23 protein-coding genes are annotated in these 25471 nt (G+C 62.1%); 19 read left to right on the plus strand and 4 right to left on the minus strand.

The features are described from left to right. Positions 1-576 precede the first annotated feature (576 nt). The 10 genes from JQ611_RS15210 to JQ611_RS15255 all read left to right on the plus strand — a co-directional run bounded on the left by JQ611_RS15210 (position 577) and on the right by JQ611_RS15255 (position 9913). Positions 577-1023 (plus strand): transglutaminase N-terminal domain-containing protein, encoded by a 447-nt coding sequence (locus JQ611_RS15210; protein ID WP_212465887.1) that lies wholly within the window; start codon positions 577-579, stop codon positions 1021-1023. After that, positions 984-1460 carry a transglutaminase family protein gene (locus tag JQ611_RS15215; protein WP_212465888.1) on the plus strand — a complete coding sequence of 159 codons (477 nt, stop codon included), beginning with the start codon at positions 984-986 and terminating at the stop codon, positions 1458-1460. The genes JQ611_RS15210 and JQ611_RS15215 overlap by 40 nt, the downstream gene beginning before the upstream one ends. 256 nt (positions 1461-1716) lie before the next feature. Next, positions 1717-2718 carry a glutaminase A gene (gene glsA, locus JQ611_RS15220; protein ID WP_212265879.1) on the plus strand — a complete coding sequence of 334 codons (1002 nt, stop codon included), beginning with the start codon at positions 1717-1719 and terminating at the stop codon, positions 2716-2718. 72 nt (positions 2719-2790) lie between these two features. Further along, complete coding sequence (locus JQ611_RS15225) at positions 2791-4443, plus strand: MFS transporter (protein ID WP_249133193.1); 1653 nt, start codon at positions 2791-2793, stop codon at positions 4441-4443. A gap of 474 nt (positions 4444-4917) precedes the next feature. Further along, positions 4918-5481: an HdeD family acid-resistance protein gene (locus JQ611_RS15230; protein ID WP_212265880.1), complete on the plus strand. Its 564-nt coding sequence runs from the start codon at positions 4918-4920 to the stop codon at positions 5479-5481. A gap of 13 nt (positions 5482-5494) precedes the next feature. Then, the gene (locus JQ611_RS15235) at positions 5495-5704 is read left to right on the plus strand and encodes a hypothetical protein (protein ID WP_212265881.1); all 210 of its coding nucleotides are present in this window, start codon (positions 5495-5497) and stop codon (positions 5702-5704) included. Between the two features lie 95 nt (positions 5705-5799). Next, positions 5800-7101, plus strand: a complete 1302-nt coding sequence (locus JQ611_RS15240; RefSeq protein ID WP_249133205.1) for an amidohydrolase family protein — start codon at positions 5800-5802, stop codon at positions 7099-7101. A gap of 328 nt (positions 7102-7429) precedes the next feature. After that, a complete protein-coding gene (locus JQ611_RS15245) occupies positions 7430-8242 on the plus strand; it encodes a class I SAM-dependent methyltransferase (RefSeq protein ID WP_212265883.1) in 813 nt (270 codons plus the stop codon). Between the two features lie 134 nt (positions 8243-8376). Next, positions 8377-9135 carry a proteasome-type protease gene (locus JQ611_RS15250; RefSeq protein WP_212265884.1) on the plus strand — a complete coding sequence of 253 codons (759 nt, stop codon included), beginning with the start codon at positions 8377-8379 and terminating at the stop codon, positions 9133-9135. 13 nt (positions 9136-9148) lie between these two features. Next, complete coding sequence (locus JQ611_RS15255; protein WP_212265885.1) at positions 9149-9913, plus strand: SDR family oxidoreductase; 765 nt, start codon at positions 9149-9151, stop codon at positions 9911-9913. A 177-nt stretch (positions 9914-10090) separates the two neighbouring features. On the opposite strand, the gene JQ611_RS15260 is transcribed toward JQ611_RS15255, so the two are convergent. Continuing rightward, complete coding sequence (locus JQ611_RS15260) at positions 10091-11314, minus strand: MFS transporter (protein WP_212465890.1); 1224 nt, start codon at positions 11312-11314, stop codon at positions 10091-10093. A 169-nt stretch (positions 11315-11483) separates the two neighbouring features. Between JQ611_RS15260 and JQ611_RS15265 the strand changes: the two genes are divergently transcribed. From JQ611_RS15265 to JQ611_RS15275, 3 genes are all read left to right on the plus strand, one after another. Then, positions 11484-12734, plus strand: coding sequence for a NupC/NupG family nucleoside CNT transporter (locus tag JQ611_RS15265; RefSeq protein ID WP_212265887.1), 1251 nt, complete (start codon positions 11484-11486; stop codon positions 12732-12734). 142 nt (positions 12735-12876) lie between these two features. After that, positions 12877-13056 (plus strand): bacteriocin, encoded by a 180-nt coding sequence (locus tag JQ611_RS15270; protein WP_212465891.1) that lies wholly within the window; start codon positions 12877-12879, stop codon positions 13054-13056. Positions 13057-13322: 266 nt separating this feature from the next. Beyond that, positions 13323-14141, plus strand: coding sequence for a phosphatase PAP2-related protein (locus JQ611_RS15275; RefSeq protein ID WP_212265889.1), 819 nt, complete (start codon positions 13323-13325; stop codon positions 14139-14141). Between the two features lie 31 nt (positions 14142-14172). On the opposite strand, the gene JQ611_RS15280 is transcribed toward JQ611_RS15275, so the two are convergent. Next, positions 14173-15240 (minus strand): glycosyltransferase family 4 protein, encoded by a 1068-nt coding sequence (locus tag JQ611_RS15280; protein ID WP_212465892.1) that lies wholly within the window; start codon positions 15238-15240, stop codon positions 14173-14175. A gap of 300 nt (positions 15241-15540) precedes the next feature. Here JQ611_RS15280 and JQ611_RS15285 point away from each other — a divergent pair, with 300 nt between their 5' ends. The 4 genes from JQ611_RS15285 to JQ611_RS15300 all read left to right on the plus strand — a co-directional run bounded on the left by JQ611_RS15285 (position 15541) and on the right by JQ611_RS15300 (position 21645). Then, positions 15541-17304: an ABC transporter ATP-binding protein gene (locus tag JQ611_RS15285; RefSeq protein ID WP_212265891.1), complete on the plus strand. Its 1764-nt coding sequence runs from the start codon at positions 15541-15543 to the stop codon at positions 17302-17304. Positions 17305-17489: 185 nt separating this feature from the next. Beyond that, the gene (locus tag JQ611_RS15290) at positions 17490-19691 is read left to right on the plus strand and encodes an amylo-alpha-1,6-glucosidase (protein ID WP_212465893.1); all 2202 of its coding nucleotides are present in this window, start codon (positions 17490-17492) and stop codon (positions 19689-19691) included. An 88-nt stretch (positions 19692-19779) separates the two neighbouring features. Continuing rightward, on the plus strand, positions 19780-20292 hold the full coding sequence (locus JQ611_RS15295) for a PRC-barrel domain-containing protein (RefSeq protein ID WP_212265893.1): 513 nt from the start codon (positions 19780-19782) through the stop codon (positions 20290-20292). Positions 20293-20304: 12 nt separating this feature from the next. Further along, positions 20305-21645: an MFS transporter gene (locus tag JQ611_RS15300; RefSeq protein WP_212465937.1), complete on the plus strand. Its 1341-nt coding sequence runs from the start codon at positions 20305-20307 to the stop codon at positions 21643-21645. 139 nt (positions 21646-21784) lie between these two features. On the opposite strand, the gene JQ611_RS15305 is transcribed toward JQ611_RS15300, so the two are convergent. Continuing rightward, complete coding sequence (locus JQ611_RS15305) at positions 21785-22360, minus strand: cupin domain-containing protein (RefSeq protein ID WP_212465894.1); 576 nt, start codon at positions 22358-22360, stop codon at positions 21785-21787. 147 nt (positions 22361-22507) lie between these two features. After that, a complete protein-coding gene (locus tag JQ611_RS15310) occupies positions 22508-22795 on the minus strand; it encodes an usg protein (RefSeq protein ID WP_192734078.1) in 288 nt (95 codons plus the stop codon). Between the two features lie 378 nt (positions 22796-23173). Here JQ611_RS15310 and JQ611_RS15315 point away from each other — a divergent pair, with 378 nt between their 5' ends. Then, positions 23174-23491: a co-chaperone GroES gene (locus JQ611_RS15315; protein WP_027539690.1), complete on the plus strand. Its 318-nt coding sequence runs from the start codon at positions 23174-23176 to the stop codon at positions 23489-23491. 91 nt (positions 23492-23582) lie between these two features. After that, positions 23583-25229: a chaperonin GroEL gene (gene groL, locus JQ611_RS15320; protein ID WP_212265895.1), complete on the plus strand. Its 1647-nt coding sequence runs from the start codon at positions 23583-23585 to the stop codon at positions 25227-25229. Positions 25230-25471: the final 242 nt, after the last annotated feature.

Raw genomic sequence — 25471 nt, forward strand, 5'->3', positions numbered from 1 at the left:
TGTCACAAACTTTTGTAGCAAAGCGCACAAGCCGCAAACCCTTTCATTCGGTTGCAGCGTTAACATTGAGCGATAGTAATCAAGTTCCGCATTACAAAATTGCAAGGGAGGCTTGTTATGCGCACAAGGCTTATCGGCACTGTCGCGGTTGTTTCGACCGCTTGGCTGGTCACGTTGAGTGGAAATGCCCGTGCAGAAATATTGATCACGACTGCCGCGATATCGCGAGGCGAGTTGGTTGTCGTGGGACGGGTTCGGCGAGCGCGCGACCCCAACGTGGAGATCAAGATAAGCCCAACCAAAACGGTGCGTGTTGAGAGCACATCGACCGGAGGCTTTAGGTGGGTTGGATCGGAATTTCCCTCCACTTGTATCGTGAAGATCACGTCCGGGCCGGATACGAGAGACGTGGTGATACAGAACTGCGGCCTTCCCGGACCTGCTGGCCCGCCTGGCCCAGCAGGTCCTCCAGGCCCGGCCGGACCGAAGGGGAATTAGCGGCTTCGGTGCGGATTGGACTTAGTCTTGAGGACTTCATCCCGCTCAGAAGAGGTTCATATGGCGAGGGTCAGGATCGTGCATACGACCGAATACACCTACCGCAACCCGGTGGGCTTGTTGCGCCACAAGCTGATGATCCGGCCGGATGAGAGTCACGATCTGCGACTTCATAGCGCGACGCTAAAGGTCGAACCGGCGCCGTCCGATATCTACTGGAAGCATGACGTTTTCGACAATTCGATCTGCTTCCTGCATTGGCCGGAAGCGCTCAGAACCAGGCGGCTCGGCATTGTGTCAGAGCTTGACTTAACACATCACCCCGAGGGGCAGCCACTTCCGATTTATAGTCTCGACTCGGCTGCCGAGCAGTTTCCATACGCCTACGCCGCCCATGAGTTTCCCGATCTGGCTCGGTTCACTCAACTCCAAATGCCGGACTCCGATCGAAAGGTCACGCATGGGCCCGCCGTGTCGTGTCAAGCGTGGATAGTAAAGAGACCCTGCGAGTACTGGACGCAATGACGCATGTAATCAAGGAAGAATTCCGTTATGTCGCGCGCCATGAGGAGGGTACGCAGACAGCCGCCGAGACCCTCGCACTTGGTTCCGGCACCTGCCGCGATTTTGCAGTGCTGATGATGGAAGCGCTGCGCTGCTTCGGGCTCGCCGCGCGTTTCGTCACCGGCTATTTGTATGACAATATCTCAGGTTCGGTTCGCGGGGGCGGCAGTACCCATGCCTGGTGCAGCGTCTACCTCCCCGGCGCAGGATGGGTTGAGTATGATCCCACGAATGGCTTGATTGCCGGCGAGAACCTGATCCGCGTGGGCGTAACCCGAGAGGCGGAACAAGCAATTCCAATTTCGGGCGGCTTCGTCGGCAACGCTGATGACCCGATCGCACTGCATGTGGATGTATCCGTCCATGCCATGCCGCAGCATGGATGCGGCGCAACATAATTAGCCCGCTCCCGGCATATGCAGTTTGTGCCATCGCGTTGCGCGATTTGTCACAAATTTTGTAACGAAACATACGTGCTGCAAACAGTGCTGTTCGGTTGCACCGTTGACTCGACGCTTCCTTGAGCGTTCACTTGTGCAACGATCTAAAAAGAGCTGACGCAATTCCTCGGGATGATTTGTCAGCGCGCAGCAGTGCTGCCGAAATACCTGACGATCCCTGAAGCGGATTGCTTGAGCCAGATGGAGGGGTCCAATGGACTCACCTTCGATCGCGGAACAAGCCGAGCGGCCATACGTCTCAACGGGGCATTTGCCCGAAGCCGAGACGGTGCAGAGGTTGGTGTCTGACGCACACCGGCAATTCAAGTCGAATACCGACGGCCAGAATTCCCAAGTCTATCCAGCCCTTGCCAGGATCCCCGGCGATTTGTTCGGCGTCTGTGTTGTCGGCACCAGCGGACGCGTCTACGCCGCCGGAGATACCGACTACGAGTTCTCGATCATGAGCGTGTCGAAGCCGTTCGTGTTCGCGCTGGTTTGCGAGACGATCGGACCGGAAGCAGCGCGCGACAAACTCGGTGCGAACGCCACGGGACTGGCCTTCAATTCGCTGGCCGCGATCGAGCAAGGCTCGAATGGTCGCACCAACCCGATGGTGAACGCCGGCGCCATTGCGACAACAAGCCTGACACCGGGTTCGACCGCGGAGGAAAAATGGCAATTCATCCATGACGGATTGTCGCGTTTCGCGGGCCGAAAGCTGCCGCTGAATGAAGAGGTCTACGCCTCGGCGTCGGATACCAACTTCCGCAACCGCAGCATCGCCCGCCTGCTGCAGAGTTTTGATCGGATCTACTGCGACGCAAGGGAAGCGACCGACCTCTACACCAGGCAGTGCTCGCTGAATGTCAGCGCCCGGGACCTCGCGGTCATGGGCGCTACGCTGGCTGATGGCGGCGTCAATCCGATCACCAGGGAACGCGTGGTCGATCCGGCAGTCTGTCACTACGCGCTGGCGGTGATGATCACCGCCGGACTGTACGAGACTTCGGGCGACTGGCTTTACGACATCGGCTTGCCCGGAAAGAGCGGAATCGGTGGCGGCATCGTCGCGGTTGCCCCGGGCAAAGGCGGCTTCGGAACCTTCGCGCCCCCGCTCGACGCCGCAGGCAACAGCGTCAAGGGACAGCTCGCCGCTAAATTCCTGTCGCAGCGGCTGGGAATGGATCTGTTCGTGTCGCAACCGGAAGAATGAATCAGATGCCAAAGGGATTGTGACGGGCCGCAAGACCCGACCGATCCGGACCCGAGCAAGCCGGAGGACGCCATGGCAACGCACTCGATTTCAATCGGCGACATCCGCGAAGACGCGCAGGCGTCATGGGTGCCGATGATCGCCATTGCGTTCGGCCAGATGATCATGTCCTTCAACGTCGCTTCGCTGCCGGTCGCGATGGGGGGCATGGTGCAGAGCTTCGGCGTCCCGCCGACGACCGTCGCGACCGGCATCGTGGCCTATTCGATGCTGGTTGCCGGCTTCGTGATGCTGGGCGCGAAACTCGCCCAGCGGTTCGGCGCCGCTCAGGTCTTCCGCGCCGCCGTCGTCCTGTTCTGTGCCGCGCAGATATTGATGACATTCAGCCCCACCGCGACCCTGATGATCACGGCCCAGGCGCTTTGCGGCGCGGCAGGGGCCGTGATCGTGCCGTCGCTGGTGGCGCTGATCGCCGAGAATTATTCAGGGCGCCAACAGGCGACCGCCGTCGGCGCGCTTGGTTCGGCGCGGGCGGCTGCCGGCGTGCTGGCGTTCATCATTGGCGGCGTCCTCGGTACATATATCGGCTGGCGTCCGGCGTTCGGAATCCTGATCGCCGCCTCCGCCATTGTTTTCGTTTTGAGCTTCCGCCTCAGGCCCGACCACGGACGGCCGGACGTGCAGATCGATGTCACAGGCGTTGTGCTGGCGGCAACAGCCATCATCCTCATCAGTTTCGGCTTCAATAATCTGAACGGCTGGGGCCTGGCGCTGGCAACCCCCAACGCGCCGTTCGACCTGCTTGGCCTCTCCCCCGCGCCGGTCATGATCGTTCTGGGTATCGTACTCGGCCAGGCCTTTCTGATGTGGACGCATCGGCGCCAGGCGGCCGGGAAGACGCCGCTGCTTGCCCTCGAGGTGATCGACTCGCCGCAGGAACGCGCGGCGGTCTACGGGCTGTTTGCCGTGGTCGCACTGGAGGCGGCGCTTAACTTTTCCGTGCCGTTGTACATTCAGATCGTACAGGGCCGCTCCCCTCTCGCGACCGCGATCGCGATGATGCCGTTCAATCTCACGGTGTTCTTCACGGCGATGCTGATCGTCAACGTCTACGACAAACTGACGCCCCGCCAGATCGGCCGCTATGGCTTCGCCCTTTGCACGATTGCACTGGTGTGGCTCGCGTTCGTGGTGCGGAACGACTGGAGCGAGATTCCCGTGCTGTTCGGCCTCGTCCTGTTCGGTATCGGCCAGGGTTCGCTGGTCACGCTGCTGTTCAACGTGCTGGTCACCGCCTCACCCAAGGCGCTTGCAGGCGACGTCGGATCGGCGCGCGGCACCACGCAGAATCTCGCCGCGGCAGTCGGAACAGCCGTCGCCGGCGCGCTCCTTGTCGGCCTCTTGAGCACAATCGTCGTCAGCAACATCGCCGCGAATCCGGTGCTGCCGAAGGAGATACAGAGTCAGGTCGATCTCAACAGCATCACTTTCGTCAGCAACGAGCGTCTGCGGACCGTGATGGAGAACACGACCGCTACGCCCCAGCAGGTGCAGGAAGCGGTGCGCGTGAACACGGAGGCGCGGCTGCGAGCGCTGAAGATCGGCCTGCTCATCATGGCCGGCCTCGCCTTGCTCGCGGTGTTTCCGGCCGGACAGCTCCCGAATTACCTGCCGGGAGAAATCCCAAGTGACGACCCCGCGGTCGAAGGCGCGAAATCGGCCTGATCCCGATTGCGAGACGTGTGTTCTCCGCGGTGAAAGTAACAAGGCGTCGATCAAAGGAGAGAACCCAATGGATGCAATCGAGCGTCGCAGCGTATTACGGGGCCTTCTGTGTGCGGCCGCAGCCGCGGGTTTTGCCGCAAGTTCGCTGCCGGCCGTGGTCGAGGCCATGCCCCTCGCGCCCCAGAAGGACCTTGGCAAAGATCTTGGCAGCAAAGATCCTGGCAGCAAGGCGGATGATCTCACCGTGCGGGTTCAGGCCGTAGCCCGCCGGCCGCCCCGGCGTCCTGTGGCTCGTCCGCCGCGACGACGCCCAATTCATCGTCACCGCCGGCGCCGTTGGGTCTGTTATTGGCACCGCGGGCGCCGCGTTTGCGGCTGGCGATGGCTATAGCCAATTTCAGTATGCTGATGAGACCCGAGCAGCCGGCGCTGCCGCTGATTTGATCGCACAGGCTCCGAACCGAGGAGGACAACATGACCACTTACGACGGTAGTTCACGGTTGCGCGCCGATGGTTTGTCCGCGCCGCCATTTTGGATCTGCGTTCTGCTTGGATTGGTGATGATTGCGGCAGGAGCCCTGGTGTTGGGTGACGTCGTGCTCGTGACTGTGATCAGCACGATGTTCATCGGCTGGATCTCGATCGCCACGGGCGCCTTCGAAGTGGTTCACGCGTTCTGGACCAAGGGATGGGGCGGCTTCATATGGCAGGTGCTGCTGGGCATTCTGTACATCGCCTTCGGCGCGGCGCTGGTGAGCCAGCCCGTCGCCAGCGCCTTGATCCTCACCTATGTCCTCGGCCTGTTGCTGCTGATATCCGGCATCGTTCGAATTCTGCTGGGCTTCGGCCACTGGAGAGAAGCCGGCTGGATCATGCTGCTGTCGGGATTGTTCGGAGTCCTGGCTGGCCTCGTCATTCTGACGGGATTCCCGATGACCGGTCTGTGGGTGCTCGGATTTGTCCTCGGCGTCGACCTGATATCTCACGGCATCGCGTGGCTGGCTTATGCGTGGCGGCCGGCGGCGAAAACGGCATAAGGGAGTGGTCGCTATGGTTGCACGTGCTGACGAAGGGTCCGTTTTTCTCGCGAAAAAACTCGGCGGTCTGGTTCTGATCGTGCTGGGATGCGTGCTGCTGGTCGCAGGCATGAACCTCGAGTCAACGGCGTTATCGTTTCTTGGCGTCCTGTCACTGATTGCCGGCGTGATCTTCTGGGTTCTCAAGATCATCAGGCGCAATGAGAACAGTCAGACCAGATAACCAGATCAGAGAACGGGGAACACGCGGCTATGAGAATGTCTTGCCTGAGAATATTCCCCGGCAGCTCCATGCTGGCAGTTCTGGCTGCAATTGGAATGAGCTTCTCCGCCCCGCCCTCCGCGCAGGCCCAGCAAGCTGCATTATTTCAGAACGTCAGGATCTTCGACGGAAAGAGCGGCGCGCTTTCAGCGCCGTCCAACGTCCTGATTCGAGGCAACACGATAGAGAAGATTTCGACGGCGGCGATCACGGTCGACGCTCAAACTGCAACGATCAATGGTGCCGGCCGCGTCCTGATGCCGGGCCTGATCGATGCGCATTGGCACGCGATGCTGATCCGCACGAACCCGGTAGAGGCGTTCGGTGACGTCGGCTTCAACAATCTGGTGGCTGGCGACGAAGCGACAGACACGTTGATGCGCGGCTTCACCACCATTCGCGACGTGGGCGGGCCGGTGTTTGGTCTCAAACGCGCCATCGATGAAGGCATCGTCAAGGGCCCGCGTATCTATCCGTCCGGCGCCATGATCACTGTCACGAGCGGGCATGGGGATTTCCGGCAGCTGACTGATTTGCCGCGGACGATCGGCGGCATGCTTACCCGCATGGAGCAGATCGGCGGCGCCATCGTTGCTGACAGCCCTGACGAGGTGCGCGTACGCGTACGCGAACAGCTCATGCAGGGCGCCTCACAAGTCAAGTTGACGGCGGGCGGCGGAGTGTCGTCACCCTTCAGTCCGATCGACGTGAGCACCTTCACGGAGGCCGAAATGCGCGCCGCGGTCGAAGCGGCAGAAAATTGGGGGACCTACGTCGCCGCGCACGCCTTTACGCCGGCTGCGATCCGGAGCGCTATTGCGGCCGGCGCGAGGTGTATCGAGCACGGTTTCCTGATGGACGACGCAACCGCAAAACTGATCGCGGACAAGGGTGTTTGGCTGAGCATGCAGCCACTGCCGGAGGGAATGAGGCTGGGCCTTCCTGAGGGTTCTGTGCAGCGAGCCAAAGCGGAAGAGGTCTGGCCCGGGATAGCCCGCGCCTATGAGATGGCGAAGAAATACAAGATCAAGACGGCGTGGGGCACGGATGTGCTGTTCTCCCGCGAGCTGGCCCAACAACAAGGGGCAATTCTGGCCTCGCTTACCCGTTGGTACACCCCTGCCGAAGCGCTGGTCATGGCGACATCGACAAACGCCGAACTGCTTGCCATGTCCGGGCTTCGCAATCCTTATCCCGGCAAGCTCGGCGTGGTGGAAGAAGGCGCGCTGGCCGACCTGTTGCTGGTGGACGGCAACCCCGTCGATAACATCAAGCTGATCGAAGACCCCGCCAAAAATTTCGTCGTCATCATGAAGGATGGGAAAATCTACAAAAACCTGCTTGGCGCGGGCAAATAGGACACCTCATCCATCGCAGTGCCATGTTCGTTTTGATCGATCAATATTCGCAACCGCGATAGTTCGAGGCCTCGCAGGCTTGCGCCATCGCACGTGCGGTCGAGATTGATGGTCCGCGACACATCGCACAGGCCGGCCCTGGCCCCGGCATCGCCGCGTTTCCCCGCAAGGCTGACCACATGAAGGCGCCGTTCGAGTAGCGCGGTACGCTCTCGCGATTCCGCCTCCCAGCATGTTTTCATTTTTGCCTAAAGCTGCCAAAATCCATGGGGCTGCGAGGGATGACTGCCAGGCAAAACGACCGGATGCGGAATGCAGGAGACGCGCGATGTCGGAAACCGACAAGGTGTTCGCAGGCTCGATCCCGGAAAACTATGATCGCCATATGGTTCCGCTGATCTTCGAGAGCTACGCGCGGGACCTTTCACAACGCGTCGCCACACTGGCGCCAAAGGCCGTGCTGGAAACCGCGGCCGGCAGCGGCGCGGTCACGCGCGCGCTGGCGCCAGTCCTTGCCGCTGATGCCTCCTATGTCGTCACCGACCTCAATCAGCCGATGCTGGATTATGCGAAATCAAGACAAGGCGCGGACAGCCGCATCATGTGGCAGAAGGCCGACGCCCAAGCATTGCCGTTCGAGGACGCCGCGTTCGACCTGGTCTGTTGCCAGTTCGGCGTCATGTTCTTTCCCGATCGCCCATCCGGCTACCGCGAGGCCCGGCGCGTTCTCAAGCCGGGCGGCTATTTCCTGTTCAATGCCTGGGATCGCATCGAGGAGAACGTGTTCGCGAGCGACGTCACCGACGCGCTTGCGACGTTCTTTCCGAACGACCCTCCCCGCTTCATGGCGCGCACGCCCCATGGCTATCACGACACGTCACTGATCCGCAGCGACCTGGCAAAGGCCGGCTTCACTGATGTGACGATCGAGACCCGGGAGGCGCAGAGCCGCGCCCCTTCTGCCCGCTATGTCGCGCTGGCCTATTGCCAGGGAACCCCGCTGCGCAACGAGATCGAAGCACGGGGGGCGGACCGGCTCGAGGCTGCGACCGACCATACGGCCTCGGTGATCGCCGGCCGGCACGGCAGCGGCGAGATATCGGCCAAGATCCAGGCCCATGTCATCCTCGCCCGGACCTAGCCCTGCCGAGCCGATTCAATGCGTCTTTTTACCCACCCGGCGCATGCCAAGTCCTGGGTAATTGGGGTTGGATGCCCTCCCGAAATTCGCTACTAGTTGCCCCGCCGGTAATTCGGACGGCTTGGGGACACGGAATGACCTATTGTTGCGGAGTGCTGGTACGGGACGGTCTGGTCATGATCGCGGATACCCGCACCAATGCCGGCCTCGATAACGTCTCGACCTTTCGCAAGCTCCACATTTTCTCGAAGCCGGGCGACCGCATCATGGCGATCGCCAGCGCCGGCAATCTGGCGATCAGCCAGTCGGTGCTGTCGACCCTGACCGAAGGCATCGAAGACCCGCATACCGGCGAGGTCGAAACCCTGATGAACGCGCCGACCATGTTCCAGGCCGCGCAGCGCATCGGCCGCGCCATCCGCAGCGTCCACGCCACCGAAGGCGACGCGCTGCGGTCGGAAGACGTTTCCTTCGACGTCTCGTTCCTGTTCGGCGGCCAGATCAAGGGCTCGCGGATGCGGCTGTTCATGGTCTACACCGCCGGCAATTTCATCGAATGCACCACGGACACACCCTATTTGCAGATCGGCGAGCACAAATACGGCAAGCCGGTGCTCGACCGCGCCATGCATTACGACGTCGAACTGTACGAGGCGCTGAAGACCAGCCTGATCTCGATGGATTCGACGATGCGCTCCAATCTCGGTGTCGGCCTGCCGATCGACGTGCTGGTGGTGCGCGCGGATGCCTGCGAGGCCGACCTCAACCACCGCATCGAGGCCGGCGAGCCCTATTTCCACGATTTGCGTTCGCGCTGGTCGGCCGCGCTGCGCGCGGCGCACCAGAATATTCCAAGACCACCCTACAAGTCAGAAACAGAAACAAAGAAGTAAAGGCGAGGAAACAATGGCCGAAGCAACAAACAAGATCGCAGTCGTCACCGGTGCAGGCACCGGCGTCGGACGCGCGGCATCGCTAGCGCTGATGAATGCCGGCTTCACCGTGGTGCTCGCCGGGCGCCGCATGGAAATGCTGGAAGAGACCAAGAAGCTCGGCGACAATATCGGCAAGAGCCTGTGCGTTTCCGCCGACATGACGAGCCCGGCCTCGATCGCCGCCCTGTTCGACAAGGTCAAGGAAACCTACGGCCGGCTCGACGTGCTGTTCAACAATGCCGGCATGGGCGCGCCGCCGGTGAACTTCGAAGATCTCACGCTTGAGCAGTGGCAGGCGGTGGTGAACACCAACCTCACCGGCCCCTTCCTGTGCACCCAGCACGCCTTCCGCATCATGAAGGACCAGAACCCGCGCGGCGGCCGCATCATCAACAACGGCTCGATCTCGGCGCATGCGCCGCGGCCGTTCTCGTCGGCCTACACCTCGACCAAGCACGCCATCACCGGTCTCACCAAGGCCACCAACCTCGACGGCCGCATGTACGACATCGCGGTCGGCCAGGTCGATATCGGCAATGCCGCAACCCCGATGACCGACCGCATGGTCGCCGGCCCCGGCGTGATGCAGCCCGACGGCACGATGAAACACGAGCCGCGCATGGACGCGAAAGCGGTCGGCGACGCGGTGGCCTACATGGCCGGCCTGCCGTTAGACGCCAACGTGCTGTTCATGACGGTCATGGCGACCAAGATGCCGTTCGTCGGGCGGGGCTAGCCAAATCCACCGTCGTCGTCCCGGCCTTGAGCTCAGATGCGCAATTGCGCATCGGGGGACCCATACTCCGCGGCGGTGATTGGGTAACGAGGCCTCTACCATTCGCGTTCTCATCGAGAATTTACGGCGTATGGGTCCCGGCTCAAGGCCGGGACGACGTGGTGATGGGTCGTCGGCCTACTCCAGCTTCTCCACATCGCGCAGCGTCGGAAACAGCTTCATCCACAATAGCGCGATCGCAATCGTGCCGACGCCGCCGAGCACGGCGGCCGGCATCGCGCCGAACAGTGCCGCGGTGACGCCGCTTTCGAACTGGCCGAGCTGGTTTGACGCGTTGATGAACAGGAAATTGACCGCGCCGACCCGGCCGCGCATATCGTCGGGCGTTGCGAGCTGCACCAGCGAGAAGCGGATCACCACGCTGACGACGTCGGCGGCGCCCAGCACCACCAGTGCCAGCACCGACAGCCACATCCAGTGCGACAGCGCAAACACCACCGTCGCCACGCCGAACACGATCACGGCCTGAAACATCCGTATTCCGACGCGGTGGTTGATAGTGTGGTGCGCGAGGAACGCGGTCATCAGCAGCGCGCCGATCGCGGGCGCGGCGCGCAGGATGCCGAGACCGAGCGGGCCGGTCTGAAGGATATCGCGCGCATAGATCGGCAGCAGCGCCGTGGCGCCGCCGAGCAGCACCGCGAACAGATCGAGCGAGATCGTGCCGAGGATGGCCGGGTTGTTGCGGACGAATTTGACACCGGCAAAGATATCATCTGATGTCGCGGCATCCCGCACAACGGCCGGCTGTATCAGCCGGATCGCGCCCATGATTGCGGCCCCGAACAGCAAAAACGCCGCCATGACCCCGTAGGCCGCACTGGGTGCGAGGGCATAGGCCAGCCCACCCAGCGCGGGACCGGCGATGGTGGCGATCTGCCCCGCGCCGCTCGAAACCGCGGTGGCGCGCTGCAGCGAGCCTTTCGGCGCGATCAGCGGCAGCAGTGCAGCCAATGCCGGGCTTTCGAAGGCCCCGGCTATACCGAGCACAAAGGACGCAATGAAGATCTGCGTCACGTTAAGAATGCCCGCATAGGCGCCCCAGGCCAAAAACAGCGCCGTCAGCCCCTCGGCGATCTGGCAGAGTTGCACCACCCGTTTGCGTTCGTAGCGGTCGGCGGCATGGCCGGCCACGAACAGAAACAACGCCGTCGGCAGGAATTGAACCAGTCCGATCATGCCGAGATCGAATGCGCTGCCGGTCATATCGTAGACCTGCCAGCCGATGGCGACGGCCCCGATCTGGCTGGCGAAGCGCGACAGGCTGCGCGACAGCAGAAACGACAGGAAAGAGGGATGCCTGAGCAGATCGCCGGCACCGACAGGCATCAGGGAAGACATGGTGAGGCCGGTATCCTGCTTCTCGAAGCGTGAGCCGTGGCCCCGCTTGCATTGTTGATTACGCCGTGAACGACCCTGGTCCCCCTGTCAATGGCCGGCGGCGAAGGGCTGCCCGGCATTGCGCTTGCAAGTCCCCCGCTGCCATAATCGACCGGGGGACTTTGAGATCATGCTGCAACTGCAATCGGCTTTCGGCGTGCTGGCGTTGCTGGCGATCGCGTGGGCGCTCGGCGAGAACCGCCGCGCGGTGTCATGGCGGCAGATGGCGATCGGGCTTGCGGTCACCGTGCTCACCGCGCTGGTGCTGCTCAAGCTGCCGCTGGTCGCAAAGGCGTTCGGCGCCATCAATGACGCGGTCAATACCATCGCCGCGGCGTCCCGCGCCGGCACCTCCTTCGTGTTCGGCTATCTCGGCGGCGGCACGCTTCCTTTCGACCTCAAGGCGCCGGGCGCCGATTTCATCCTGGCGTTTCAGGCGCTGCCGATCATCCTCGTCATGAGCGTCCTGACCACACTGCTGTTTTATTGGCGGGTGCTGCCGCCGATCGTGCGCGGCATGGCGTGGCTTTTGGAACGCACGCTCGGCGTCGGCGGTGCGGTCGGCCTTTCCGCCGCCGCCAACATCTTCCTCGGCATGGTCGAGGCGCCGCTGTTCATCCGCCCATACCTTTCGCAACTCACCCGTAGCGAATTGTTCATGGTCATGACCGGCGGCATGGCGGGAATCGCCGGCACCGTGCTGGTGCTCTACGCCACGTTTCTGGCGCCATTGATCCCGGACGCGGCCGCGCATTTCGTCATTGCCTCGGTCCTCGGCGCACCCGCGGCGATCCTGGTCAGCCTGATCATGGTGCCGGAGACGTCGGACAAGCGGACTGGCGGAATGCTGGCCGCTCCCGATACGGAGGTGAAGAGCACCATGGATGCGATCGTCAGGGGCACCACTTCCGGACTGGAGCTGCTGCTGAACATCATCGCGATGCTGCTGGTGCTGGTAGCATTGGTCTATCTCGCCAACGCCATCCTCGGCCTGTTGCCCGAGATCGGCGGCGCGAAGATTTCGCTGCAGCGGCTGCTCGGCTATCTGATGGCGCCGGTATGCTGGCTGTTGGGCCTGCCGTGGTCGCAGGCGATCACGGCGGGAAGCCTGATGGGCACCAAAACCGTGCTCAACGAGTTGATCGCCTATGTCGATTTATCGAAGCTCGGTCCTGATGCGCTCGATCCGCGGTCGCGGCTGATCATGCTCTATGCGATGTGCGGCTTTGCCAACTTCGCCAGCCTCGGCATCATGATCGGCGGCCTCGGCACCATGGCGCCCGACCGCCGCGAAGAAATCAACGCGCTCGGGCTGAAGTCGATCGTATCGGGCACGCTGGCCACTTGCCTGATGGGCGCGATCGTCGGGGTGATGAGCTAGGACGCGCACGCCGCTTCATCGTTGGAATTCGCTGTGTGAGGTTCGCTGTGTGAGGCTCCTCACAGCGACAACGAGCCGCACCGGCTACTCTGCGACCGTGACATGAGGGAACGCCCTTCCCAAACGATTCCAGGAGAGTGACATGAACAATCAAATTCGGGACCTTGGTCCAACGAAGCCGAGCAACGAACGCGCCAAACGTTCGCTCATTGACGTCGAAATGGAACTTAGCGAAGAGGAATTGTCGAACGTATCCGGCGGCAGCTTGCATTTGACGTGCGCAAAGGGACAGCATTTTGCGACGGGCAGGATCACCTGTTGAATGCAGACGTCCCCATGCGCCATGCTGGTGGCGCTATCGCGCCAAATCGATCGCGTCGAGCACCCCGACCACCTGCCTGATGGGTGCGATCGTGCGGTTGTGAGCTAGCGGGCAATGGCAAAAATCGACGAGGTGTGGCATACTTCACATGCAGATACTTCACCTCGCATTACGGTTACGCTGAAGTACAGGATATCCAGCAGCCCGAGCGACGAAGACCGCCGCACCTATCGTCGCCGACGACCGCGAACGGAGGCGCAGGGACAATGCAGGACACGATGCGGCTATACCGCACGCTGTTTGGTACGCGCGCGTATGTCCGCTCGCTATGCGAAGGCGCCGCCTTCCTCACTGCCAGCAGCATCGCGATCTTCGCCGCCGTCACCTATGCCACGGTCCATGCCAGCAACCACGTCACCGATTTTGTGCTGAGCCGCGTCGGGCCCTACAACGTCCGCTTTCTGTTCATCTACGGTACGTTCACGGCCTTCGTCATCACGGCGGGGCTGCTGGCCTGGCGGCCGAACCGGTTGCCGTTCGCGCTGAAGGCCACGGCGCTGTTCCTGGTGGTCCGCGCCGTCTTCGTGGCGCTTACCCACATGGCGCCGTCGCCGATCGACCCGCAGCAGCCGGCGCCGTTTTTCAACTCCATTTTTTACGGCAGCGATCTCTTCTTTTCCGGTCACACCGGAATGCCGTTCCTTGCGGCGCTGGCGTTCTGGCACATCGTGCAATGGCGGATATTCTTTCTCGCGCTGACCGCGTTCTTCGGCGCGATCGTGCTGCTCGGCCACTATCACTATTCGATAGACGTGCTCGCCGCACTGTTCATCACCCACGGCGTCTTTCAAACATCGCGCTGGCTATTCAGCCGCGACTACGCGTTGTTTCGCTCCACCGAAAACCAGGCGGTGCAACGGCCAAAGCGGGGAGTTCGCAAGCGTGTCGAAAAATGGGTCGAGGAGCACAGTCCAAAGCGCCCGACATTGGTCCCCGTCGACGGAACCGCACGTGCGTCTGAATCGTTCGTGCTGCACGCCGTCGGTGAAGACCCCGACGATGGCACAGGCCATCGTCGGAGATGATCAATGGGCGCCCTCACAGATACCGCCCTCTCTACTCCGCGCTGCTGACCAGTTTCATCCGCGGCTTCACCGCCTCGATCATGCCCTGATAGGTGTTGACATAGTCGAGCGCCATTCGGCGAGCCGTAAAGCGCGTCTCGAAATGCGTGCGAATGGCCTGGCGATCCAGTTCCCCGAGCCGCCCGACATCAGCGACCGCGCTGATTTCATCCTCGACGATGAAGCCGGTCTTTCCGTCGTCGATGATTTCAGGAACCGATCCACGGTTGTAGGCGATCACGGGCGTGCCGCAGGCCATGGCCTCGATCATCACGAGGCCGAACGGCTCCGGCCAGTCGATCGGCAGCAGCAGCCCGATTGCCCCGCTCAGGAAACCGGCTTTCTCGTGGTCCCCGATTTCGCCGATAAACTCGACCAGCGGATTAGCCATCATCGGCTTGATGATCGCATCGTAATATTCCTGGTCCGCGCGATCGACCTTCGCCGCGATCTTGAGCGGGATACCGCAGCGTATCGCGATCCTGATCGCCCGGTCCACGCCCTTCTCCGGCGCGATACGGCCGAGGACGGCAAGATACCTCGGCTTCACGACTTGGGGCGTCAGCAGATTTTCCGGCAGGCCATGATGGATGGTGCGGATGAAATTCGCCTGCGGCACCGGACGCCGCTGCGCATTCGAGATCGAGACCAGAGGTATCGACGAAAACGTCTTGAACAACGGTTGATGTTCGGGAAGGTCCAGCCGCCCATGCAGGGTGGTCAGGAACGGCGTCGGTTGCCGTGCGAACAGCGAAAAAGGGTAGTAGTCGAGGTGGAAGTGAAGAAAGTCGAATTCTTCGTCGTCGCATTTCTGCCTTACTCGCTCGAGCATCAGCATGTGCAGCGCGTTGGCGTCGCGAACCGATCCATCCAGCCTCAGCGCCTTCGGCCATGCGGCCTCTAACTTTCCGGATGTTCGGGAATCGCCGCTGGCGAATAGCGTGACCTCGTGGCCCAGAGCGACCAGTTCCTCGGTCAGCCAATAGACGACACGTTCGGTGCCGCCATACAACCTGGGCGGAACAGCCTCCGTCAACGGAGCAACCTGCGCGATGCGCATCCTAACAACCTCCTGATCTCTGACTCTGCTTTGAAAGCCCTCAGCCCCTCGTGGCGCGGCATCGCCAAGTCGGGAACGTTTACGCACCTGCGAAGTTCCAAGATGATGCGCACTTCGCGCACACTGTCGTCTTGCTCATGACATCACATGTGATCAGGCTCTTCGGACCGACCTTGCTGCGGAATTGTTGTGCAGATGAGGCGCAGCTGCGTCCTCGGGATGATCCTCATCAAGACCGGCTCCCGGCAATCGGCGATCCGCTAGGGATTCTCGTTTATCTCCAACAGGTTTAACAGGCACATGGACAATCTTTCGGGATATGCAAACCGCCCTTTCCACTTCGTCATGCGCTATCTGCGTCAGCGGCGCACGTCGCATCTGGTGATATTGGTCGCGGTTGTTGCCGCCGTTGCCTGCTCGGTCGGCACCCAATACGGCGTGAAGTATCTCGTCGACGCCCTCGCCGCCGGACCGGCGCATAGCGCCGGTGTATGGCTGGCATTCGTTTTTCTCATAGCGCTGATTGGTTCCGACGTTTTGCTGTGGCGGATCGCGAGTTGGACAGCGAGCTTCACCTTTGTCGGCGTCACCGGCGATCTGCGCCGCGACATGTTCCGCCATTTGACCGGGCATGCCCCGAGCTATTTCATCGATCGGCTGCCGGGCATGCTGACAAGCCGGATCACCGCCACTTCGAATGCCGTCTTCACGGTGGAGAACATGTTCGTATGGAACGTGTTGCCGCCCTGCATCGCCACAATTGTGGCAATTGCTCTGATTGGAACCGTCAGCCTGCCGATGGCCGCCGGCATGGTCGTGATCGCAAGCGTGGTCCTCATCGCCATGTTCCGGATCGCGGCCGCTGGCAAGCCGTTACATGACGACTACGCCCACAAGGCCGCCGCCGTTGACGGCGAAATGGTCGACGTCATCAACAACATGCCGCTGGTGCGAGCCTTCTGCGGGCTCGACCATGAGCACAATCGTTTCGACGACACCGTCGACCGCGAATTGACCGCGCGAGGCCGAAGCCTGCGCTATCTGGAAAAGCTGCGGCTCATCCATGCGGTGATCACGCTGGCGTTGACGGTGGCCCTTTTGTACTGGGCGGTCACGCTATGGCAGAGCGGCAAGGCCACGACCGGCGACGTGGTGCTGGTCTGCACGCTCGGCCTCTCCATCCTGCACGCGACCCGCGATCTTGCGGTAGCGCTTGTCGATGTCACGCAGCACACGGCCCGGCTCTCGGAGGCGATCGCAACGCTGCTGCAGCCGCATGAACTGCGCGACCATCCCGAGGCCGAACCGCTGATCAAGAGCGGTGCGGCCATCACCTTCAGGAACATCTCGTTCGGATATCCCGGCGGTGTCCAGGTGTTCGACAAATTCAACCTGAATCTCAAACCCGGACAGCGCGTCGGCCTGGTCGGCCAGTCCGGCGGCGGCAAGTCCAGCCTGTTCGTGCTGCTGCAGCGCTTCTACGACGTGGACAAAGGCAGTATCACCATCGACGGCCAGGATATCTCGCGCGTCACCCAGCAAAGCCTGCGCGAGGCGATCTCGGTGGTGCCGCAGGACATCTCGATGTTCCACCGCTCCATCATGGAGAACATCCGCTATGGCCGCCCAACGGCGACCGACGACGAGGTTTTACGCGCGGCGATCGCGGCGCGGTGTGACTTCGTCGAAAATCTGCCCGACGGCCTTGCCACCATGGTCGGCGATCGCGGCGTCAAGCTCTCCGGCGGCCAGCGACAACGCATCGCGATCGCGCGCGCGTTTCTGAAGGACGCGCCGATCCTGCTGCTCGACGAGGCAACTGCCGCGCTTGACGGCGAATCCGAAGAGGCCATCCGCGATGCGCTCGGCCGCCTGATGCGCGGCCGCACCGTGATCGCGATTGCGCACCGTCTCGCGACGCTGCGCAATTTTGACCGCGTCGTGATGCTCAAGGATGGCAAGGTCATCGAGGATGGTCCGCCCGACCGCCTGATGCGTGAAACCGGCCCGTACCGGCAGCTCGTGACCCAGGAAATGAACCGTCTCGCGATCCACGCAGCCTGAATCGCGGCGGCGAATTGAGACACAGTCAGATCGGCGTCGCGGCGTGCGGAGCGGTATCCGCTAGAGCGTTTTCCAGCGAATTGGATACCGGTTGGCGTCAATGAAACACATCAAATCAAGAATCTAGCCCGTTCCGATTTAATCGGAACGGAAAAGGCTCTAGAGTTACAGGACAGAGGTTACGCATGGCCACCAAAGCCAACGTCCAGCGGGCGGATGCTCCGCTCGCGGAGCAGATCACGGAATCGCCGTTCTACATTCCCATGACCGGCCAGGCGGCACGGCCGCGCCGGACCCTCAAGCACGACGATACGTTCATCGTCCTCGACAGCCATGGCGACATCGGTGCCTCGGCCGGTGGACCCGATGGATTGTTCAATGCCGATACCCGCTATCTGGCGCGGCTCGAGCTCTTGCTGAACCAGACTCAGCCATTGCTGCTCGGCTCCAACCTGCGCGACGACAATTCCGCACTGACGATCGACCTCACCAATCCCGACATCTATGACGGCGACCGGATCGTCCTGCAGAAGGATCTGATCCACGTCGTGCGCACCATCTTCCTGTGGCGCGGCACCGCCTATCAGCGGATCGCCGTCCAGAACCATGGCGACCGGGCGGCACACATTGATCTGACCTTCCTGTTCGACAATGATTTCGCCGATCTGTTCGAGGTGCGCGGCGCCAGGCGCCCGCGCCGCGGCACCGGCACCAGCGAACTGCTCAGCCCCGCCGATGTCAGGTTCGAATATCACGGCCTCGACGGCGAGGCGCGAACGACCAATCTGCATTTTGACCCGCGCCCCACCCTGCTGGCGGTGAACAGCGGCAGCTATCATTTCGCGCTCGAGCCGCAGCAGCTTACCTCGTTGTTCGTTGCGGTCACCTGCAACAATGCTGCCGAGCATCGGCCGGCACCGTTCATGCGTGGCCTGCTCGCGCATCGCCGCGAAATGCGCCGTTCGACCGCGGGCGCCGCCAGCGTCGAAACCTCGAACAGCATCTTCAATGAGGTGTTGTGCCAGTCGATGGCCGATCTCAACATGCTGATGACCGACACCGCGCATGGCCGCTATCCCTATGCCGGCATTCCCTGGTATTCGACCACGTTCGGCCGCGACGGCCTGATATCAGCGCTGCAGATGCTGTGGATCGACCCGCGCGTGGCCTGCGGCGTGCTCAAACGGCTCGCTGCCTATCAAGCCACGGCCGTCGATGCCTTGAACGATGCCGAACCCGGCAAGATCCTGCATGAAATGCGCGGCGGCGAAATGGCGGCGCTACGCGAAGTGCCGTTCGCGCAATATTACGGCAGCGTCGATTCCACGCCGCTGTTCGTGCTGCTGGCGGGATTCTATTTCGAGCGCACCGGTGACGAGGACACGCTGCGCGAGCTGTGGCCTGCGATAGAGGCCGCGCTGGCCTGGATTGACGGGCCAGGCGACCCTGATCGTGACGGCTTTGTCGAATATCAGCGCGCCTCCGAACAGGGCCTCGCCAACCAGGGCTGGAAGGATTCCTTCGACGCGATCTTTCATGCCGATGGCCAGTTGGCCGAGGGCCACATCGCCCTGTGCGAGGTTCAGGGTTACGTCTTCGCTGGCAAACGGCTGGCAGCGCGTTGCGCGCGCCAGCTTGGCTTTGCCGAGAAGGCGCGCAGGCTCGACGAGGAGGCAACCCAACTTGCCGCGCGCTTTGAGGAGGCGTTCTGGTGTCCTGACATGGGCACCTACGCGCTCGCGCTCGATGGCGCCAAGCGGCCGTGCAAGGTGCGGACATCCAATGCCGGCCAGCTTCTATTCACGGGCATCATTGGCGAGGACCGTGCGCGCATGGTCGCCGCCGACCTGATGCGGCCGCGCTTCTTCACCGGATGGGGCATTCGAACCGTGGCATCAGGCGAGTCCCGCTACAATCCGATGTCCTACCACAACGGCTCGATCTGGCCGCACGACAACGCGCTGATAGCGCTGGGCCTTGCCCGCTACGGCCTGAAACATTCCGTCGAACATCTGTTCAAGGGGTTGTTCGGCGCGGCGAGTTACATGGATCTCAGGCGGTTACCGGAATTGTTCTGCGGCTTCCACCGCGAGCGGCGGTTTGGCCCGACGCTCTATCCCGTGGCGTGCTCGCCGCAGGCATGGGCGAGCGCGACGCCGTTCACGCTGCTGGAAGCTTCGCTCGGCCTGGAATTCGATGCGCGGGCCGGCGAAATCCGCCTGCGTAATCCGCGTCTGCCGGAATTCCTGAACGAGGTCGTGCTGCGTGACTTGCGGCTTGGCGATTGCAGCGTGGATCTTCGCCTGCGCCGTCACGGCGACGATGTATCGCTCGAAATGATGCGGACGCGCGGCCGCGTTCAGGTCTCGATCGTGTTGTCGCGCTGACGGCGATCGTACTCGGGGAAATGGTGACGAAACCGGCTGCGGCCGGTTCGTCACCTCTGCGCAACAGCGAAGAGCTTCAGGAGACCGCATGCGTTCAGGGCAAAAGATCACGGCAGCCGTTCTGGTGTGGAGCGCGATATCCCTCGGCGCATTGGCGGTCGCACAGGAGCCAGACAAGGGCCCGCCGGCCCCCGCCGCACCAAGTCCGGCGGCAAAGGCCTCGCCGGATGCGCCGAAAGAACCGGTGCCCCCGCCTTCCGTCACGGTCATCCGCGCGGCGGACGCACGCGGGATTCTCGGACGCGATGTCCGCAGCACGGCTGGCGAGAACATGGGGCGCATCGTCGACGTGATCGTCGATCGCTCCGGAACCGTGCGCGCCGCGGTGATCGATTTCGGCGGCTTTCTCGGCGTCGGCAGCCGAAAGATCGTCGTCGACTGGAACGCACTCCACTTCGGACAAGTTACCAACAAGAAGGAAAGCATGACGCTCGAATTGACGTTGGAACAGGTCAAGGCCGCGCCCGAATACAAGGAAGATACGCCGATCGTGGTGCTCGGCGCCACCGGCAGTCTGCAACCCCTGCAATTCGACCACTGACGGAGGAGGAGAATTCCACTGTCCGCGCGCCCGAACCCATATCCCAAAGATACTGCCAAGGATTTTGCCGCTGAGACGCGGGGCGCGCCGTCCGTCGATGAACGCTGCGACACGTCACCGCCGCCGCCGGCATCGCCCGAGCCCCACCCTTCGGCGCAAAGCCAGCGCGGCCTCGACTGGTTCATCTTCTTTCTCGCCGACGTCCAGACCGGCTTTGGTCCGTTCGTCGCGGTGTACCTCACGACGCAGAAATGGACCCAGGTCGAGATCGGGCTGGTGCTGTCGATCGGCGGCATTGTCGGGTTGATCGGCCAGATGCCGGGCGGCGCCATCATCGACGCCGCCCGGAGAGAACGGCTGGTCGCCGGTTTCGCGGTCGCAGCGATTGGAGTCGCAGCGCTGGCCTATGCGGCATGGCCGATCTTTCCCGTCATCGCAGCGGCGGCGACATTGCACGCCATGGCGAGTTGCGTGCTCGGCCCGGCGATCGCCGCGATCAGTCTCGGATTGGTCGGACCGTCCGCGATCGGCGAACGGCTGGGGCGCAATGCCCGGTTCGCGTCAATTGGCAACGGCGTCGCCGCGGCGCTGATGGGGGCCTGCGGCTATTTCATCTCCAGCCGCTCGGTGTTTCTCGCCACCTTTGTTCTGGTGATCTTCACCATCATAGCGCTATCCCGGATCAGGGATCGCGAAATCGATCCGGAGCAGGCCCATGGCGCGATCGTCCGCGCCAAGCCGGATCCCGAAGCCACCAGCGTGCTGCATCTGTTGCGCCAGCGCCCGCTCCTGATCTTTGCCGGTGCCGTGATGTTGCTGCAGCTCGCCAACGCCGCGATGCTGCCCTTGATGGCCGGCATCGTGACGACGCGTTCGACCCAGTGGGCGCCGGTGCTGATCGCGGCGTGCATCATCCTGCCGCAAGCGATCGTGGCGCTGACCTCGCCATCGGTCGGCCGTAAGGCGCAACAATGGGGCCGCCGGCCGCTGCTGCTGATCGGCTTCACCGCGCTCGCCATCCGCGGCGTGCTGTTCGCAACCGTCACCGATCCCTATCTGCTGGTCGCCGTGCAATTCTTTGACGGCGTTACCGCCGCGGTGTTTGGCGTTCTCATTCCGTTGACTGTCGCCGACATCGCCTTCGGCAGCGGCCATTTCAACCTCGCCCAGGGCGTGGTGGGGACGGCGGTCGGCATCGGCGCTTCCTGCAGCAATATCCTGGCAGGCTATGTCAGCGACCATTTTGGACATAGCGTAGCCTTCCTCGGCCTGTCCGCCATTGCCTGCGTCGGGCTTTGTCTGATTGCGTTTGTGATGCCGGAAACGAAGCCGCCCCGTCATGCCCGGGCATAGCCGTCTGGAGGACGGCGTCGCTTCCGCTCGCCTACGCCCCGGGCATCCACGACTTACTTCCTTTGCGTGAGACAAGACGTAGATGGCCGGGACTACAAGCCCGGCCATGACGAACACTAACATTCGCGCTCGCGCGGACTTACGACGATAACTCCACCGTCTTGAACTCCGCCGGCAAAATCACTTCCAGCAATTCGACGTCGTCGGAATAATCAAGGATCAGATGCCTGATGCGCGGCGGCTGGGTCCAGCAGCCGCCCTCTTTCATCAAGGTCTCTCCCTGGCCTTCCATGTAGGTCTTCACCCACCCCTTGAGCACATAGACCATCTGGAATTCGACGTCGTGATAATGCAGTTTTGAAACTTCCTCCGGATTGCAGGGTCCGATCAGCCGGATCACATGCGCTTGCGCGAGGCCATGGGTCGCCGCGGCAATGCCGAGATCGCGGTACTGCGCATAGGTGCGCAGGCCGTCGGCCTTAAAATCCTCATCCCGATGATGGCTGATGGCGATGCGCTGTTTCGGCCGCGCCTTCGGCTTTGCTACGGCCTTGGCCGTTGGCTTGGCTGCCGCCTTCGATTTGGCTGTGGCGACGCGGCCTTTTGATTCGATGGTCTTGCGGGCTGAAGATTTGGCTGCCGTACCGAGGCCCGTCCATTTCTTCTTCACCGCGGTTTTGGCTGCGGCTTTCGATGTCGCTTTTTGCTTGGCCATTGGCGCCCTCCCGTTTGTTTGATGGCGGGAGGCTAACACAAAATGAAATTCGTAGGGTGGGTTAGGCGAAGCCGTAACCCACCGCCGTCGTGGCGACGAAGATGGTGGGTTTCGCTACGCTCTACCCACCCTACGAATCCTGTCCGCTCAATGCAGCCTGAACACGCCGTCCACAGCGCGAAGTTCTGCCGGCTTGATCAGCTTGGAATGCGCGACCGTGACCGAATACAGCGGGCCGTCGAGCTTTTCCTGCCAGAAGGCCAGAAAATCTTTCAGCGCCGGAAATTTCGGAAACAGATCATAATTCTGCCAGACGTAGGTTTGCAGCAGCGAGGGATGATCCGGCAGCCGATAGAGAATTTCCGCCGTCGTCAGCCCATAACCCAGCACCTGCTTCCGGAAATCGTCGGAAACAACCCCAACCCGCGAGACCATGCCAACCTCCATTGGTGGAAGCGCATTTCACGTGGTGGCCACACCGAGCCACCCCGGCGGAGATGCGCTCACATGAGAGAAATGTGACGCACGATACCCACCCATCACAAGCCTAAATGTTTAATGAACTGTTGAAAAATCACGCGTTAGCAGCAGCTTACCGCACGTGCTAATACGGGGTCGGCAGGCCGTTTACCTCGATTAATCATGATGAATGAAATTGGCAGCCGTCATATTTGAGTGCCAATTTTTCTGCTAGAAGCCCTTGTCCCCCGAACAAGACTGGCTTAAATCAGCCGCAGCCGAGCTAGCACTCGCCTGCTCGGACTGCCAAAATCCCAGAATTCGACAACAGTTGCAAAAACTTAGGAGGACTGCATGAAATTCCGTCCGCTTCACGACCGCGTCGTGGTCAAGCGCATCGACGCCGAAGAGAAGACTGCTGGCGGCATCATCATTCCGGACAGTGCCAAGGAAAAGCCCTCCCAGGGCGAAATCACCGCCGTCGGCCCCGGTGGCCGTGACGAAGCTGGCAAGCTGATCCCGATCGACCTCAAGGTCGGCGACCGCGTCCTGTTCGGCAAGTGGTCCGGCACCGAGGTCAAACTCGATGGCCAGGAACTGCTGATCATGAAGGAAAGCGACATCATGGGCGTCCTCACCGACGTTCCCGCGACCAAGAAGAAGGCCGCCTAAGCCAAACCCGCACACGCTCACCCCTGAGGAGCGCCTGCGAGGCGCTCCGCGACAAGGGTGAGACACCAAGTTCAACTCAGGGAAATCAAATATGTCAGCTAAAGAAGTCAAATTCGGCGTTGATGCCCGCGACCGCATGCTGCGCGGCGTCGACATTCTCGCCAATGCCGTGAAGGTCACGCTCGGCCCGAAGGGCCGCAACGTCGTGCTCGACAAGTCGTTCGGCGCTCCCCGCATCACCAAGGACGGCGTTACCGTCGCCAAGGAAATCGAACTCGAAGACAAGTTCGAGAACATGGGCGCGCAGATGGTGCGCGAAGTCGCCTCCAAGTCCGCAGATGCTGCCGGCGACGGCACCACCACCGCAACCGTGCTCGCGGCTGCGATCGTCCGTGAAGGCGCCAAGTCGGTTGCTGCCGGCATGAACCCGATGGACCTGAAGCGCGGTATCGACCTGGCTGTGGAAGCCGTGGTCGCCGACCTCGTCAAGAACTCCAAGAAGGTCACCTCGAACGAGGAAATCGCCCAGGTCGGCACCATCTCCGCCAACGGCGACGCCGAAATCGGCAAGTTCCTCGCCGACGCCATGAAGAAGGTCGGCAACGAGGGCGTCATCACGGTTGAAGAAGCCAAGTCGCTCGAGACCGAACTCGACGTCGTCGAAGGCATGCAGTTCGACCGCGGCTATATCTCACCCTACTTCGTCACCAACGCCGACAAGATGCGCGTTGAAATGGACGACGCCTACATCCTGATCAACGAGAAGAAGCTCTCCTCGCTGAACGAGCTGCTGCCGCTGCTCGAAGCCGTGGTGCAGACCGGCAAGCCGCTGGTCATCGTCGCGGAAGACGTCGAAGGCGAAGCTCTCGCCACCCTCGTCGTCAACCGTCTGCGTGGCGGCCTCAAGGTCGCTGCCGTCAAGGCTCCGGGCTTCGGCGATCGCCGCAAGGCCATGCTGCAGGACATCGCGGTTCTGACCGGTGGTCAGGCGATCTCGGAAGATCTCGGCATCAAGCTCGAGAACGTCACGCTGCAGATGCTCGGTCGCGCCAAGAAGGTGATGATCGACAAGGAAAACACCACCATCGTCAACGGCGCCGGCAAGAAGGCCGACATCGAGGCGCGCGTTCAGCAGATCAAGGCGCAGATCGAGGAAACCACCTCGGACTACGACCGTGAGAAGCTGCAGGAGCGTCTGGCCAAGCTCGCAGGCGGCGTCGCGGTGATCCGCGTCGGCGGCGCGACCGAAGTCGAAGTCAAGGAGCGCAAGGATCGCGTGGATGACGCGATGCATGCGACCCGTGCGGCGGTTGAAGAAGGCATCGTGCCGGGCGGCGGCGTCGCCCTGCTGCGCGCCTCCGAGCAGCTCAAGCGCATCAAGACCGCGAACGACGACCAGAAGACCGGCGTCGAGATCGTGCGCAAGGCGCTGTCCGCGCCGGCCCGCCAGATCGCGATCAACGCTGGTGAAGACGGCTCGGTCATCGTCGGCAAGATCCTCGAGAAGGACCAGTACAACTACGGCTTCGACTCGCAGACCGGCGAATACGGCAACTTGGTCTCCAAGGGCATCATCGACCCGACCAAGGTGGTTCGTGCGGCGATCCAGAACGCAGCGTCGGTTGCGGCTCTCCTGATCACCACCGAAGCCATGATCGCCGAACTGCCGAAGAAAAACGCGGGCGGCGGCGGCGGTATGCCCCCCGGCGGCGGCGGCATGGGCGGCATGGACTTCTAAGTCCAGCCATCCAGGCGAACATCAAAGAATGCAAAACCCCGGCAGCGATGCCGGGGTTTTTGTTTGTTGGGGTTTTCGAAGGCCAGCAATCCCTCTCCGGGACGCGCCGCTTGGCGCTGGCCGCAGATGCGCAATTGCGTATCGGGGAATCCATACGCGCGATCGTGGTTATGACGGAGGATAATTTGTGGTCGCTTATCGTTCAACACGAACCCGCCGCAAGTTCATCCGCTCGCCCCGCC

Origin of the sequence: Bradyrhizobium sp. AUGA SZCCT0182, assembly GCF_018130185.1 — a bacterium.
In the GTDB taxonomy this organism is placed as follows: domain Bacteria; phylum Pseudomonadota; class Alphaproteobacteria; order Rhizobiales; family Xanthobacteraceae; genus Bradyrhizobium.

Coding starts and splice junctions, on each gene's coding strand:
- glsA (WP_212265879.1), top strand. CDS start 1,717: ATGGACTCACCTTCGATCGCGGAACAAGCCGAGCGGCCATACGTCTCA.
- JQ611_RS15225 (WP_249133193.1), top strand. CDS start 2,791: ATGGCAACGCACTCGATTTCAATCGGCGACATCCGCGAAGACGCGCAG.
- JQ611_RS15230 (WP_212265880.1), top strand. CDS start 4,918: ATGACCACTTACGACGGTAGTTCACGGTTGCGCGCCGATGGTTTGTCC.
- JQ611_RS15235 (WP_212265881.1), top strand. CDS start 5,495: ATGGTTGCACGTGCTGACGAAGGGTCCGTTTTTCTCGCGAAAAAACTC.
- JQ611_RS15240 (WP_249133205.1), top strand. CDS start 5,800: ATGAGCTTCTCCGCCCCGCCCTCCGCGCAGGCCCAGCAAGCTGCATTA.
- JQ611_RS15245 (WP_212265883.1), top strand. CDS start 7,430: ATGTCGGAAACCGACAAGGTGTTCGCAGGCTCGATCCCGGAAAACTAT.
- JQ611_RS15250 (WP_212265884.1), top strand. CDS start 8,377: ATGACCTATTGTTGCGGAGTGCTGGTACGGGACGGTCTGGTCATGATC.
- JQ611_RS15255 (WP_212265885.1), top strand. CDS start 9,149: ATGGCCGAAGCAACAAACAAGATCGCAGTCGTCACCGGTGCAGGCACC.
- JQ611_RS15260 (WP_212465890.1), bottom strand. CDS start 11,314: ATGTCTTCCCTGATGCCTGTCGGTGCCGGCGATCTGCTCAGGCATCCC.
- JQ611_RS15265 (WP_212265887.1), top strand. CDS start 11,484: ATGCTGCAACTGCAATCGGCTTTCGGCGTGCTGGCGTTGCTGGCGATC.
- JQ611_RS15270 (WP_212465891.1), top strand. CDS start 12,877: ATGAACAATCAAATTCGGGACCTTGGTCCAACGAAGCCGAGCAACGAA.
- JQ611_RS15275 (WP_212265889.1), top strand. CDS start 13,323: ATGCAGGACACGATGCGGCTATACCGCACGCTGTTTGGTACGCGCGCG.
- JQ611_RS15280 (WP_212465892.1), bottom strand. CDS start 15,240: ATGCGCATCGCGCAGGTTGCTCCGTTGACGGAGGCTGTTCCGCCCAGG.
- JQ611_RS15285 (WP_212265891.1), top strand. CDS start 15,541: ATGGACAATCTTTCGGGATATGCAAACCGCCCTTTCCACTTCGTCATG.
- JQ611_RS15290 (WP_212465893.1), top strand. CDS start 17,490: ATGGCCACCAAAGCCAACGTCCAGCGGGCGGATGCTCCGCTCGCGGAG.
- JQ611_RS15295 (WP_212265893.1), top strand. CDS start 19,780: ATGCGTTCAGGGCAAAAGATCACGGCAGCCGTTCTGGTGTGGAGCGCG.
- JQ611_RS15305 (WP_212465894.1), bottom strand. CDS start 22,360: ATGGCCAAGCAAAAAGCGACATCGAAAGCCGCAGCCAAAACCGCGGTG.
- JQ611_RS15310 (WP_192734078.1), bottom strand. CDS start 22,795: ATGGTCTCGCGGGTTGGGGTTGTTTCCGACGATTTCCGGAAGCAGGTG.
- JQ611_RS15315 (WP_027539690.1), top strand. CDS start 23,174: ATGAAATTCCGTCCGCTTCACGACCGCGTCGTGGTCAAGCGCATCGAC.
- groL (WP_212265895.1), top strand. CDS start 23,583: ATGTCAGCTAAAGAAGTCAAATTCGGCGTTGATGCCCGCGACCGCATG.